General features: G+C 31.7%; 13 protein-coding genes. 8 read left to right on the plus strand and 5 right to left on the minus strand.

Annotation, left to right across the window (positions count from 1 at the left end; all coding sequences use genetic code 11):
• The first annotated feature begins 70 nt into the window (after window positions 1–70).
• Window positions 71–2,029 (plus strand): DNA primase, encoded by a 1,959-nt coding sequence (gene dnaG, locus WA340_RS14485; protein WP_336129604.1) that lies wholly within the window; start codon window positions 71–73, stop codon window positions 2,027–2,029.
• On the opposite strand, the gene WA340_RS14490 is transcribed toward dnaG, so the two are convergent.
• Both WA340_RS14490 and nadE read right to left on the minus strand, forming a co-directional pair.
• A complete protein-coding gene (locus WA340_RS14490) occupies window positions 2,024–2,647 on the minus strand; it encodes a response regulator (protein WP_223077403.1) in 624 nt (207 codons plus the stop codon). The two genes, dnaG and WA340_RS14490, sit on opposite strands and share 6 nt — an antisense overlap.
• 108 nt (window positions 2,648–2,755) lie before the next feature.
• Complete coding sequence (gene nadE, locus WA340_RS14495; RefSeq protein ID WP_336129605.1) at window positions 2,756–3,544, minus strand: NAD(+) synthase; 789 nt, start codon at window positions 3,542–3,544, stop codon at window positions 2,756–2,758.
• An 86-nt stretch (window positions 3,545–3,630) separates the two neighbouring features.
• Here nadE and gldB point away from each other — a divergent pair, with 86 nt between their 5' ends.
• Together gldB and gldC are read left to right on the plus strand one after the other, a co-directional pair.
• On the plus strand, window positions 3,631–4,590 hold the full coding sequence (gene gldB, locus WA340_RS14500; protein ID WP_336129606.1) for a gliding motility lipoprotein GldB: 960 nt from the start codon (window positions 3,631–3,633) through the stop codon (window positions 4,588–4,590).
• Window positions 4,591–4,592: 2 nt separating this feature from the next.
• Complete coding sequence (gene gldC / locus WA340_RS14505) at window positions 4,593–4,925, plus strand: gliding motility protein GldC (RefSeq protein ID WP_027881101.1); 333 nt, start codon at window positions 4,593–4,595, stop codon at window positions 4,923–4,925.
• Window positions 4,926–4,995: 70 nt separating this feature from the next.
• Here gldC and pruA read toward each other — a convergent pair whose 3' ends face one another.
• From pruA to WA340_RS14520, 3 genes are all read right to left on the minus strand, one after another.
• A complete protein-coding gene (gene pruA / locus WA340_RS14510) occupies window positions 4,996–6,624 on the minus strand; it encodes an L-glutamate gamma-semialdehyde dehydrogenase (RefSeq protein ID WP_336129607.1) in 1,629 nt (542 codons plus the stop codon).
• Window positions 6,625–6,757: 133 nt separating this feature from the next.
• Complete coding sequence (gene apaG / locus WA340_RS14515) at window positions 6,758–7,144, minus strand: Co2+/Mg2+ efflux protein ApaG (RefSeq protein ID WP_027881103.1); 387 nt, start codon at window positions 7,142–7,144, stop codon at window positions 6,758–6,760.
• Window positions 7,145–7,233: 89 nt separating this feature from the next.
• Window positions 7,234–8,484: a type IX secretion system plug protein gene (locus WA340_RS14520; RefSeq protein WP_336129608.1), complete on the minus strand. Its 1,251-nt coding sequence runs from the start codon at window positions 8,482–8,484 to the stop codon at window positions 7,234–7,236.
• A gap of 157 nt (window positions 8,485–8,641) precedes the next feature.
• Here WA340_RS14520 and WA340_RS14525 point away from each other — a divergent pair, with 157 nt between their 5' ends.
• Genes WA340_RS14525 through nqrE form a run of 5 tightly spaced genes read left to right on the plus strand, consistent with a single transcriptional unit; the run spans window position 8,642 to window position 13,400 of the window.
• The gene (locus WA340_RS14525; protein ID WP_336129609.1) at window positions 8,642–9,997 is read left to right on the plus strand and encodes a Na(+)-translocating NADH-quinone reductase subunit A; all 1,356 of its coding nucleotides are present in this window, start codon (window positions 8,642–8,644) and stop codon (window positions 9,995–9,997) included.
• The gene (locus WA340_RS14530) at window positions 9,997–11,208 is read left to right on the plus strand and encodes an NADH:ubiquinone reductase (Na(+)-transporting) subunit B (protein WP_336129610.1); all 1,212 of its coding nucleotides are present in this window, start codon (window positions 9,997–9,999) and stop codon (window positions 11,206–11,208) included. Before WA340_RS14525 ends, WA340_RS14530 begins: the two co-directional genes overlap by 1 nt.
• A gap of 2 nt (window positions 11,209–11,210) precedes the next feature.
• Window positions 11,211–11,966 (plus strand): Na(+)-translocating NADH-quinone reductase subunit C, encoded by a 756-nt coding sequence (locus WA340_RS14535; protein WP_336129611.1) that lies wholly within the window; start codon window positions 11,211–11,213, stop codon window positions 11,964–11,966.
• A gap of 2 nt (window positions 11,967–11,968) precedes the next feature.
• The gene (locus tag WA340_RS14540) at window positions 11,969–12,613 is read left to right on the plus strand and encodes an NADH:ubiquinone reductase (Na(+)-transporting) subunit D (protein ID WP_027881108.1); all 645 of its coding nucleotides are present in this window, start codon (window positions 11,969–11,971) and stop codon (window positions 12,611–12,613) included.
• A 52-nt stretch (window positions 12,614–12,665) separates the two neighbouring features.
• The gene (gene nqrE, locus WA340_RS14545; protein ID WP_027881109.1) at window positions 12,666–13,400 is read left to right on the plus strand and encodes an NADH:ubiquinone reductase (Na(+)-transporting) subunit E; all 735 of its coding nucleotides are present in this window, start codon (window positions 12,666–12,668) and stop codon (window positions 13,398–13,400) included.

Here is a 13,400-nt window from a genome sequence, read left to right on the forward strand (position 1 = left end):
TGTTATTAAAAGAAGAAGTAAAATATTATTACTTTTACAATCTAAATAAGCATTAAAAAACACACATCTTTTGATATCAAAAACTACCATAGATCAAGTATATGAAACCGCTAGACTAGAAGAGGTTATTGGTGACTTCGTTCAGCTTAAAAAAGCGGGTAGTAACTTTAAAGGATTAAGTCCATTTTCAGACGAGCGTACACCAAGTTTTATGGTATCTCCAGTAAAGCAAATCTGGAAGGATTTTAGTACAGGTAAAGGAGGAAATGTAGTAGCTTTTTTAATGGAGCATGAGCATTTTACTTATCCTGAAGCAATAAAGTATTTAGCAAAAAAATACAATATTGAAATTGAAGAAACAGAGCAAACTAATGCTCAAAAAGAAGCGCAAGATAAAAGAGAAAGTCTTTATTTGGTAAGTGAATATGCAAACACATATTTTCAAAATATATTACATAATACAGATAAAGGTAAAGCAATTGGATTAAGCTATTTTAAAGAACGTGGTTTTACACCAGAAACTATAAAAAAGTTTGATTTAGGTTATTCTTTAGACGATTGGAGTGCTTTTACAGATGAGGCTATAAAACAAGGATATCAATTAAAGTTTTTAGAAGAAACAGGACTTACAATAGTTAAAGAAAACAAACAATTTGACCGATTTAAAGGTCGTGTAATGTTTCCTATACAAAGCATGAGTGGTCGTGTTTTAGGTTTTGGAGGTCGTATTTTAACAAACGATAAAAAAGCAGCCAAATATCTAAATAGTCCAGAAAGTGAAATTTACCATAAGAGTAAAGTGCTTTATGGTATTTATCATGCTAAGCAAAGCATAGCAAAAGAAGATAATTGTTATTTAGTAGAAGGTTATACAGACGTTATTCAGTTTTATCAAACAGGAATAAAAAACGTAGTTTCAAGTTCTGGTACAGCTTTAACAAGTGATCAAATTAGATTAATTAATAGGCTAACCAAAAATATTACGGTGCTTTTTGACGGCGATGCTGCAGGTATGCGTGCGTCATTACGTGGTATAGATTTGATTTTAGAGCAAGGTATGAATGTAAAGGTTTGTACCTTTCCAGAAGGCGAAGACCCAGATAGTTTTGCTAAGTCAAATACTTTAGAAGAGTTAACAACTTATTTAGAAGAAAACGCTAAAGATTTCATTCAGTTTAAAGCATCGGTGTTATACCAATCTGCAAAAGGAGATCCAATAAAAAAAGCTGAAACGATTAGAGATATTGTTACAAGTATATCAAAAATACCAGACAGAATAAAAACCGAGGTTTATATTCAAGAATGCGCTCGTATTATGGATATAAGTGAAGATGTACTTTTTACAACTTTAGCACAACTTCAAAATAAAGATGTAAACGAGGCTTCAAAACAAAATGTCGCAGCAAAAAAAGCATTTGACGTAATAAAACCAGAACAATCTGTAAAAAAGGTTGATGTTCAATATGAATTAGAAAGAAAAATTATAGAGATCTTATTGCTTTATGGTGATAGAACAGAAGAGTTTGAAGATTCTATATTGAAAGAAAATGAAAAAGGTGATTTAGTAGAGGAAACAGTAATACAAGAAGCTAAAGTATTTGAGAAGATTTACTTAGATCTTCAAGAAGACGAAATGGAGTTTTTAAATCCTAAATTTAAAGCTATTTATTATGAAGTCATAAATGGTTTAAATCAAGATCCTAATTTTAAAATAGAAAACCTTATTAATACTATAGATCCTGTACTTTCACAAGAGATCACTTCTATTATGATGGAAGATGAAAAATATAGTCTAGCAGATTGGCAAAGAAACAATATCTTTCCTAAGGACAAAACTATAAGTTTGTCACAATTAGTTAGTCAAACTATTTTGCACTTAAGGTCATTTTTAATAACTAAAAAGATAAACAGTTTATTGCAGCAAACAGATAGTGATTTAACAGTGCAAAATAGATCTATTATTGAAGATGTAATGGATTATAAAAAACTAGATAACATTTTATCTAGACGCTTAGGTAAACCTCTATAGATTTAAATTATTAGCTTGATTAACCAAGTCTATTAAATTAGAGACGTTTAACTTTTTCATTAATCTTGCTTTATATGTACTTACCGTTTTTTCATTAATATCTAATTCTTCAGCAACTTCTTTGTTCCGTCTACCATTAGAAAGAAGTTTTAAAACTTCTACTTCTCTTGTAGATAGTTTTTTAAAATAACCTCCTTTGCTTTTAGTTTTATTTAATGCAATTTTTTTAGATAGAGAAGGACTTAAATAAACGCCTCCTAAATGCACTTTCATTATTGCATCTTTTAAAGTTAATAAGTCTTCTTTTTTAGATATAAATCCATCTGCGCCAGCTTTAATAGTGCTTATAGCATAAACATCTTCTTGCTGTCCAGAATAAATAATTTTTTTTACGTTAGGGTATTCTTTTTTTAAGCGTCTTAAAACGCTTATCCCATTAAGTTTAGGTAAGTCAATGTCACACATTATAATGTCTACGTAGTATTCATTTAAAACGTCAAAGATAGCTTCTCCGTCTGCTACAGTTGCAACAATTTTTACATCTCTAGAATCTGAAAAGACCAATTCTATCCCTTTAGTAATAATAGGGTATTGGTCTGCAACCAATAATTTGACCATATTGTACGATTTTTTTATCTATCAAAAGTAAGATAGACTGGTTATAGAATAATTAATAGCATTCTAAAGTTATGTAAAAAACAGAAAAAAACAAAGTAAATTAAGGTGTTATAACAAAAAGTTAGGGATTTCACACACAGGTATAGGATTCATTTTGTGTAAGTTTCTGGTATTGTAAGATTTATATATTTTAAAAACTTCTTTTTCTCTTCCCGTAAAATCAGAAATCTGTTTTCCTTTGGCATCCATAGTCATAGCCCATTCTAACTCAGGATAGCTAGCGCCTATTTGGTCTTCGTCGCTTCTTGCGTCACCAAATAATCCATCGCTTGGTGCTGCCTTAATTATTGATTTTGGGACGTGTAAAAATTCGCCAATTTTATAAACCTGACTCTTCATTAAATCGGCAATCGGACTTAAATCTACGCCGCCATCTCCGTATTTTGTGTAAAAACCAACACCAAAATCTTCAACTTTATTACCTGTACCAGCAACAAGTAATCCGTATAAACCAGCATGATAATATAAAGTAGTCATGCGTAATCTTGCTCTTGTGTTGGCAAGCGCCATGTCTACCGTATCTTGTTTGCCTTCTAAAGAAACTTCAGTTTTAAATTCTTCAAAAACAGGGGTTAAATCTACTCTAACATCATCAACATTATCATAACGTTCTTTAAGTTGTTTAATATGTTCTTGTGCTCTGCTTACGTGGCTAGCAGCTTGGTGTATTGGCATTTCTATGCATAAAACTTTTAAACCAGTTTCTGCACACAAAGTAGATGTTACTGCGCTGTCAATTCCGCCAGAAATACCAACAACAAAACCATTTACTTTTGCGTTATTAGCGTAGTCTTTTAACCAATTTACAATATGTTTAACAATTTTTTCTGTTTGCATAATAAAAGAATTTAAGTTAAAGTGTAGTACCTTTGTTTAACAAAAGTAAAGCTTTAAGTAATAAAAATTAAGAGAAGTTTAAGTCTATGAGAGTTTACATTTTTTGTGTTTTTGTTTTTTTTAGTCTGTTTTCTTGTGAAGACGATAATAAAATAGAAGAAGAAATATCTAAAATTAATGTGAATTTAGATGTAGAACGTTTTGATTTAGCATTTTCTAACACTTCTAAAGAAGATTTTCCAAAACTAAAAGAAGCATACCCGTTTATGTTTTCTAATAAATATGAAGATGAGTTTTGGTTAAACAGAATGACAGATACTTTAGATGTTTTAATTGCTGAAAAAACAAGAGAAGTCTTTCCTGATTTTAAAGATGAGACTGTCGAAATAAAAAAAATGTATCAACATCTAAAATATTATTTCCCAGATACTAAAGTCCCAAGAATAATAACCTTTAATGATAGAGTGGTATATCAAAATAGGGTTTTTGTAACAGATACTGTTACGTTAATAGAATTGGATACGTATTTAGGAAAAGATCATGAGTTTTATCAAGGTATGCAAAAGTATATAGCTAGTAATATGGAGTCAGAATATATAGTTTCAGACCTATCTGAAGCTTATGCTAAAAAAATGATTTTAGATGGCAAACGTAAAAACTTGTTAGAAGAAATGATTTACCACGGAAAGATACTGTATTTCAAAGACATGATTATTCCGTTTAAAACTGATGCAGAAAAAATAAAATACACACCAGAGCAAATAGAATGGGTAAAATCTAATGAAGAGTACATCTGGCGTTACTTTGTAGATAAAGAGTTACTTTTTAGTACAGATGCAAAATTACCTGGTAGGTTTATTAATCCAGCTCCTTTTTCTAAATTTTATTTAGAGCAAATTGATAACGAATCGCCTGGTCGTGTAGGAAGATACATAGGTTGGCAAATTGTAAAATCTTATGCAGAAAAGAACGACATAGATTTTGTACAGTTGTTAAATACACCAGCACAAACAATTTTTAATAAAGCAAAATATAAACCAAATTAATAATGGCAAATATTAAATCAGAAATAAAATTAAACGTAGAATTAGATGAAAATCGTGTTCCAGAAAAATTAAACTGGACAGCACAAGATGGCGGAATAACAAATGCAGAAGCTAAAGCAATGATGCTTTCTGTTTGGGATAGTAAAGCGCAAGAATCTTTAAGGATAGATTTATGGACAAAAGATATGCCTGTAGATGAAATGAAAGTATTTTTTCATCAAACATTAGTAGCTATGAGCAACACATTTCATAGAGCAACACAAGACGAAAAAATGTCTGCAACAATGAAAGATTTTTGTGATTACTTTGCAGAAAAACTTGAATTGAAAAAATAACCGCATCATAATTTAAAATAAAAAAACCGAAGCTATTTGCTTCGGTTTTTTTTATTGAATACTTTATAGATTATTCACCTAAAAACGGATATCTGTAATCTGTTGGTGTTACAAATGTTTCTTTAATCATTCTTGGTGATACCCAACGTAATAAATTTAAAGCACTTCCTGCTTTATCGTTAGTTCCAGATGATCTTGCACCACCAAAAGGTTGTTGTCCTACAACAGCACCAGTTGGTTTATCGTTAATGTAGAAGTTACCAGCACAATTTTGTAATGCTTTTGTTGCTTCTACAATAGCATATCTGTCTTGTGCTAAAATAGCTCCTGTTAAAGCATACTCGCTAGTGCCATCTACTAATTCTAAGGTTTCAGAGAATTGATCATCTTTAAACACGTAAATAGTAATTACAGGACCAAAAAGTTCTTCTTGCATTGTTGTATATTTTGGATCTGTTGTTAAAAGTACAGTTGGTTCAATAAAATAACCTTTACTTTTATCGTAATTTCCACCAGCTATAACTTCAACATTATCATCAGCTTTAGCTTGGTCAATATACTTTGCTAATTTATCAAAAGAACCTTCGTGTATTACAGCAGTAAAGAAGTTACTCATATCTTCTGGAGAACCCATTTTAAATGACTTTACATCTTCAACTACGTAATCTTTAACTTGGTCCCAAATACTTTCAGAGATGTATGCTCTAGAAGCTGCGCTACATTTTTGACCTTGAAACTCAAATGCGCCTCTAACAATTGCAGTAGCGACTTGTTTTGGGTTTGCAGTTTTATGTGCAACAATAAAATCTTTCCCTCCAGTTTCACCTACAATTTTAGGGTATGTTTTGTAGTTGTGAATGTTGTTACCTATTTTTTTCCATAATTCTTTAAAGATGAAAGTAGATCCTGTAAAGTGTAATCCTGAAAAATCTGGACTGTCTAAAACAGTATCTGTTATCATCACTGGATCACCAAAAACAACGTTAATTACACCGTCTGGTACACCAGCTTCTTTAAATACATCCATTACAACTTTAGCAGAGTAGATTTGTGAGTCACTTGGTTTCCAAACCACAACATTACCCATCATAGCCATACAAGAAGGTAAGTTTCCTGCAATTGCAGTAAAGTTAAATGGAGTTACTGCGTATGTGAATCCTTCTAACGGACGATATTCTAAACGGTTCCAAGCATCACTTGTGCTTTCTGGTTGGTCGTGATAAATATCTGTCATGTATTGCACGTTAAAACGTAAAAAATCAATTAACTCGCAAGCAGAATCAATTTCAGCTTGGTGTATTGTTTTTGATTGTGCAATCATGGTTGCTGCATTAATTTTTGCACGGTATGGACCAGCAATTAATTCTGCAGCTTTTAAAAATATAGCAGCACGTTGTTCCCAAGGTGTGTTAGCCCATGTTTTTCTAGCTTCTAATGCAGTTGCAATAGCTTCGTCAACATGTTTTTTTTCAGCTAAATGGTAGGTTCCAACAACATGTTTATGGTCGTGAGGCGGAGACATTGTTCTTGTGTTTCCTGTAGTAACATCTTTACCATTAATATACATTGGTACATCAATAGTCGTGTTAATCATTTCTTTGTATGCTTTTAAAACTGCTTCGCGTTCTGGCGAGCCTGGAGCATAGCTTTTTACTGGTTCATTAACAGCAATAGGTACGTTAAAAAATCCTTTTCCCATAGTTTAATGTTGTGTTTTTAATTCAAAATTTTGTCACACAAAGGTACAATTTTTTTATGGGTAAAAGTATGTTTTTAGGAATAGTTAATGGGTAATGTAAATGCTTGTTTGGAAGCGTATTATTTAAAAATAATTAGTTAATAGCAAATGGAGCACTAAGGTGAAACTTAGGAATAGCTACCTCGAAGTTTTTGGTGGTTGCAAAATTAACCATGTTGTAAAATCCTGACATAGCTCCAAATGGAGATGTTAATAAGCAACCAGAAGAATAGGTGTGAGATTCACCAGGTTTAATTACAGGTTTTTGACCAATTACGCCTTCGCCTTCAACTTCTTCAATGTTGTTTAAAGCATCGTAAATTGTCCATTTTCTTGAATTAAGTTGGACAGCATCTTTACCTTGGTTTTCAATAGTTACTTGATAACCAAAAGCAAAATGAAGTTTGTAGTTTTTGTAAAACGTACCTTCAAAATTTGTTTCTACCGAAATTTTTATGCCTTTAGTAATTTGCTGTACCATAATATATTAACTGGTTTTCTGCTATTGCAAAAATAGCAAATTATCAGTTAAGTTGATTGTTTTTAATGTTTATTAGAATAATTTTAAGATTAATTGGTGATTCCAACCGAGTTTTTTTCGCCTAAACCAATTACTTTATCATATCTAGCACCAAGTTCTCTATAATAAACTATAACTTTATAATTATTTTCTGTTTGCCAAAAACTTCCGCCTATTTTATCATGATCTATGGAGTTGTCTTTATTTAAAATAACATATTTGTAGTTATAAAAACCTTGTTTTAATATAAATGAAGTGGTATAAATATCTTCTTCTTCAAAAAACTCCATTCTTGTAGCATCTTCAAGTTCGTAATTATTGAAATTTCCGTAAACAAAAATATCTTGACCATCTTCTAATTTTGGGTATTGAAGACTAAAATGAACTTCGGCATAATCTGCTTCTACATCAGGATTATCAACGTCTAATGCAGTAATAACGAAATTACCGTTAATGTCAGGATTGTATGTGTATTTTTGATTTGCTCTTGATACGTTTGTAAATAAATAAGAGTGGTATAAGTCTTGTAAATCAATAAATTGAACGCCATTACTTGCGGCTCTTATTTCTTTGTTTTCAAAAAAGAAAAATTCGTTACCTCCATAAAAGCTAGACTTTTCATTATACCTGTATGTAAGTTCGTTTGCCAAAATGTATTGAGGTTTTAAATCGGTTATGGCAGTTTTTAAATTATTGTTTTGAATAACTACTGTTTTTACAGTTTCTTTTGGGTTTACAAACTGAATTTGACTAGAGTTAATGGTAATATCTACAGATTGTTTTTTGTCAATTTCTTTAACGTTTCTGGATCGTCTTATTGCAACACCAACATCAGCTAACTGTTCGTAAACCATAAATTTTCTAGAGAAAATTATATCGTCATAATCATCATAAATGGTAATCATATAGTTGCCTGTAACCTTAATGGCTTGCGTGTATTGATTAGGTATAGTTAATTTATAATGCGAGTAAGTTTGTAGTGTGTTAAATGAGTTTTGGTAGTTTCTTATGCGTTGTTCATCAAAGCCATCTAAGTATTCAGATTCTACTAATTGCGATGGTGTCCAGTCAAAATTATAATGTTTAATCTCGTAATAATAATCGTCTTCATTTCCATTAAGAGCATCAAATTCAAGTTGTAAGGATTCGCCTAATTTTATGATTGGAAGTTGGCTTTCTGCAGTCCCGCCATTAAAATAAATGGTTTTAATATAGTCAGGAGGAATAATTTCTTCAACTTGTGAAAAGCCAAATAAAGGAAAGATTAATAGCAATATAAGTTGTTTAATTTTTTGTTGCATTTAACGAAGATTTTATATAACAAATATAAACAAAATCTGTGCCTTAAAGTTTTTCTTGATTATTTATGATATAATTATGTATTTATTCTTAAATTTGCACGGATTTTTGATTCCTCAAAACTCAATCAGTATAACTATTAACTAATAGATTTATAACATGTCAAACGACATTAAGATTAAAAAAGGTCTAGATATAAAGTTAGAAGGAGAAGCAGAAAAGGCTACTGAAAATGCCATAGTAAGCAACTTTTACGCTATTAGACCAGAAGATTTCCATCAAGTTACTCCAAAATTAGTTGCTAGAGAAGGAGATAAAGTAAAAGCAGGAAGTACTGTTTTTTATGATAAATCCGACGAAAGTGTAAAATTTGTTTCTCCTGTTTCTGGAGAAATCGTTGAGATAGAACGTGGAGCTAAAAGAAGAATTTTAACAATCAAAATTAAAGCAGACAAAGAGCAAGCTTACGAAGATTTTGGAAAGTTAGACGTACAGTCTGCAAATGCAGAAGCAGTAAAGTCTAGGTTATTAGAATCAGGTTGTTGGGCTTTTATCAAACAACGTCCTTACGATGTTGTTGCAAAGCCAAATGGTATACCAAAGTCTATCTTTATCTCAGCTTATGCAAGTGCACCATTAGCAGCAGATTTAGATTATACACTGCAAGGTAAAGAAGCTGAGCTTCAAGCTGCAGTAACTGCTTTAAGTAAGTTAACAGAAGGAGCAGTGCATGTTTCTGTTGGTAAAAATGGTAACTCACCATTAGCTAACTTAAATAATGTAACAGTACACAAAGTGTCTGGTCCGCATCCATCTGGTAATGTAGGAACACAAATCAACAAAATAGATCCGATTAATAAAGGTGAAGTTGTTTGGACAGTAAATGCACAAGATTTAGTAATCATAGGAGAATTACTTTTAACAGGAAAGTTTAATGCAGAACGTGTTATCGCGCTAGCAGGAGCATCTGTTAAAAAGCCAAGATATTTCCGTACTAAAATAGGAAGTGAAGTGTCTACTATGATTTATGATAATGGTGTTGATAAAGATGGTAATGACCGTATTATTTCAGGAAATGTCTTAACAGGAAAGCAAGTTAAACCAGACGGATATTTAGATTACTACAGTAACATAATTACGGTAATTCCTGAAGGAGACGATTACGAATTTTTTGGTTGGAATAAGCCTGTATTTAATAAAATATCTACATCAAGAGCTTTAACTTTTTCTTGGTTATCGCCAAACAAAAAATATAACTTAGATACTAATACTAACGGAGAGCATAGAGCTTTTGTAGTAACAGGAAGTTATGAAGAAGTGTTTCCTTTAGATATTTATCCATTACAAATCTTAAAATCTTGTATGTATAAAGATTTAGATGAAATGGAAGCTTTAGGGATGTATGAGGTTGCACCAGAGGATTTTGCTTTAACAGAATTTATTTGTGTGTCAAAACAACCACATCAAAAAATAATTAGAGAAGGATTAGACTTAATGCTTAAAGAAATTGGATAATGGGTTTAAAAAGTAACTTACACAATTTAAAAGAAAAGTATAAAGGCACCAAAATGGCGCCAGCTTTTAATGCTATACATACTTTTTTATATCTGCCAAATGAAACGACTCATGGAGGAACTCATGTAAAGGCAGCAGACGATTTAAAGCGTACAATGAATACTGTAATCATGGCATTAATACCATGTTTAATCTTCGGTATTTTTAACGCAGGTTACCAACATTATGCAGCTATTGATGCAGCTGCAGGTATTACAAGAGAAGTATCCTTATTCGGAAACTTTTTAACTTGGGATAACTTTGTAGTTGGTGCTTGGACAGTGTTGCCTTTAGTTATAGTGTCTTACGGAGTTGGTCTTTTAATCGAATTTATTTTCGCAGTAATTAAAGGTCACGAAGTAGAAGAAGGATACTTAGTAACAGGTATGTTAGTACCATTAATTGTACCAGTAGACATTCCGTTATGGATGTTAGCAGTTGCAGTTGTTTTTGGTGTTATCATAGGTAAAGAAGTTTTTGGTGGTACAGGAATGAATATCTTAAACCCAGCATTAACTATTCGTGCATTCTTATTCTTTGCTTATCCAACTTGGATGTCAGGAGATAAAGTATGGGTACATGAAGCTGTAGAGAGAGCAGGTACACCAGATGCTATTTCAGGAGAAACTATTTTAGGTAATCTAGCACAAGGTAAAGCTGCAGGTTATGAGGTAATGGATATGTTTTTCGGATTTATTCCAGGATCTGTAGGAGAGACTTCAGCGTTATTAATTCTATTAGGAGGTTTATTCTTAATCTTTACTAAGATAGGAAGTTGGAGAATAATGTTATCATCAGTACTTGGTGCATTAGCAATGGGATTAATCTTTAATGGTGTTGTTAGCTCTGGTTGGATTACAGAATCTAGCAAGTTTTATGGACTAATGAGTACCGAGTTTTGGCACCACTTATTAATAGGAGGTTTTGCTTTTGGTACTGTATTTATGGCAACAGATCCAGTAACAGCATCTCAAACAAATAAAGGAAAATGGATTTACGGATTTTTAGTAGGTTTCTTATCTATTATGATTCGTGTATTTAACCCAGCATACCCAGAAGGAGTAATGTTAGCTATTCTTTTAATGAATGTTTTTGCTCCAACTATTGATCATTACGTTGTACAAGGAAATGTAAAACGTAGAATGAAACGTTTAAAAGTTAAAACCGCATAGTGATGTCAAGCAGAACAGAAAGTAATTTATATACGGTATTATTTGCTATAGGAATGGTAGTTGTTGTTGGTGCTTTATTAGCATTTACTGCAGCATCTTTAAAGCCAACTATAACAGAAAACGAAAGAATGGAAAAGCAACAAAACATTCTTTACGCTATGGGAGTAAATGACAATGGTGAAACAGATGTTACATTTATTTCTACAGATAAAGTAAGTGAAGCTTTTTCAAAATACATCACTAAGCAAGTTGTGATAGACGGTAATGATGTAAAAGAAAACAACGAAGCTTACTTAATCGATGTTAAAAAAGAACAAGCAAAAGCAAAAAATGGAGGAACAAGACGCTTACCTTTATTTATTGGAGAAAAAGATGGTAAAACATTTTATGTAGCACCAATATATGGTAAAGGACTTTGGGATGCTATTTGGGGCTATGTTGCTATGGATAAAGACATGGTTGTTCAAGGTGTATATTTTGATCACAAAGGAGAAACACCTGGTTTAGGAGCAAACATTAAGCAACGTTATTTTATGGATGACTTTTATGGCGAGCACTTATTAACAGATAATGGTACGTTCAAAGGTATAACAGTTGCCAAAGGAAATAACGATCCTAAAAACGAAGACAAAACAGATTATGAGGTTGATGCTCTAGCAGGAGCTACCATTACTGGTAATGGAGTAAGTGCTATGATTAAAAATGACTTAAAGTTATACATGCCTTATTTTGAAACATTAAAAAATCAAGCGAATTAATTATGGGACTACTTTCAAAAAAAGACGCTAAATTAATTACAGATCCATTAGCAGATAATAACCCAATTACTATTCAGGTATTAGGTATTTGTTCTGCATTAGCAATTACTGCAGAGCTTAAAGCTTCTATAGTAATGGCAATTTCTGTATTATTTGTATTAGGAGTTGGTAACGTTGTTATCTCTTTAATGAGAAATATCATACCTTCAAAAATTAGAATTATAGTACAACTTATTGTTGTAGCTGCTCTTGTAATTATTGTAGATCAAGTACTAAAAGCTTTTGCTTACGAGTTAAGTAAAACACTTTCTGTATTCGTTGGTTTAATTATTACAAACTGTATCATTATGGGACGTTTTGAAGCATTTGCTTTAGGTAATGGACCGTGGAAATCTTTCCTTGATGGAATAGGTAACGCATTAGGATACGGTGTTATATTAATAATAGTAGGTTTTTTTAGAGAACTATTAGGTTCTGGTACTTTATTAGGATTTAAAGTTTTAGGAGATCCAATCGAAAAATCAGGATTGTATGCAATAGGATATGAAAATAACGGATTTATGTTATTATCGCCAATGGCATTAATTGTTGTAGGAATTATTATTTGGGTACAACGTAGCAGAAACAAAGATTTAATAGAAGACTAAACATTGACTCGTTTTTTGAAGTATACTTCAAAAAGACATCAAAAAATAACATATGGAACATATAGAATTATTTTTCAAATCAATCTTTATAGATAACATGGTATTTGCAACATTCCTTGGGATGTGTTCTTACCTTGCAGTATCTAAAAAAGTATCAACAGCTGTAGGTTTAGGTGCTGCAGTAATCTTTGTATTAGCAGTTACTGTGCCTATAAACTGGCTTTTAGATCAATATGTATTACAACCAGGTGCATTATCTTGGTTAGGAGAAGAATATGCTAGTTATGATTTAAGTTTCTTATCATTTATCATGTTTATTGCAACTATTGCAACCATGGTACAATTAGTAGAAATTGTTGTAGAAAAGTTTTCACCTTCATTGTATAATTCACTAGGTATATTTTTACCGCTAATTGCAGTAAACTGTGCAATTTTAGGAGGATCTTTATTTATGCAGTCAAGAGAAATCGAAACTATAGGTTTAGCATTTAATTATGGTATAGCTTCTGGTATAGGTTGGTTCTTAGCAATTTTAGCTATCGCAGCAATCCGCGAAAAGATTCGTTATTCTAACGTACCAGCTCCTTTAAGAGGACTAGGAATTACATTTATTATTACTGGTCTTATGGCAATTGGATTTATGAGTTTTGGAGGAATGTTAACTGGAGGAGATGATGAAGGTTCTAAAAAAACAGAACAAGCAGCTCAAATTGAAAAGCAAGATAAAACCGAAACTAAGGTTATAGAGAATAACTCAACTATAGCTAACAATACAACAGTAGAGTAA

Origin of the sequence: Mesoflavibacter sp. CH_XMU1422-2, assembly GCF_037029245.1 — a bacterium.
Lineage (GTDB): Bacteria > Bacteroidota > Bacteroidia > Flavobacteriales > Flavobacteriaceae > Mesoflavibacter > Mesoflavibacter zeaxanthinifaciens.

Bases quoted from the DNA above. Each gene is read 5' to 3' on its own strand.
- WA340_RS14490 (WP_223077403.1), bottom strand. From the start codon at position 2,647: ATGGTCAAATTATTGGTTGCAGACCAATACCCTATTATTACTAAAGGG.
- WA340_RS14520 (WP_336129608.1), bottom strand. From the start codon at position 8,484: ATGCAACAAAAAATTAAACAACTTATATTGCTATTAATCTTTCCTTTA.
- gldB (WP_336129606.1), top strand. From the start codon at position 3,631: ATGAGAGTTTACATTTTTTGTGTTTTTGTTTTTTTTAGTCTGTTTTCT.
- gldC (WP_027881101.1), top strand. From the start codon at position 4,593: ATGGCAAATATTAAATCAGAAATAAAATTAAACGTAGAATTAGATGAA.
- apaG (WP_027881103.1), bottom strand. From the start codon at position 7,144: ATGGTACAGCAAATTACTAAAGGCATAAAAATTTCGGTAGAAACAAAT.
- pruA (WP_336129607.1), bottom strand. From the start codon at position 6,624: ATGGGAAAAGGATTTTTTAACGTACCTATTGCTGTTAATGAACCAGTA.
- WA340_RS14525 (WP_336129609.1), top strand. From the start codon at position 8,642: ATGTCAAACGACATTAAGATTAAAAAAGGTCTAGATATAAAGTTAGAA.
- nadE (WP_336129605.1), bottom strand. From the start codon at position 3,544: ATGCAAACAGAAAAAATTGTTAAACATATTGTAAATTGGTTAAAAGAC.
- WA340_RS14535 (WP_336129611.1), top strand. From the start codon at position 11,211: ATGTCAAGCAGAACAGAAAGTAATTTATATACGGTATTATTTGCTATA.
- WA340_RS14530 (WP_336129610.1), top strand. From the start codon at position 9,997: ATGGGTTTAAAAAGTAACTTACACAATTTAAAAGAAAAGTATAAAGGC.
- nqrE (WP_027881109.1), top strand. From the start codon at position 12,666: ATGGAACATATAGAATTATTTTTCAAATCAATCTTTATAGATAACATG.
- WA340_RS14540 (WP_027881108.1), top strand. From the start codon at position 11,969: ATGGGACTACTTTCAAAAAAAGACGCTAAATTAATTACAGATCCATTA.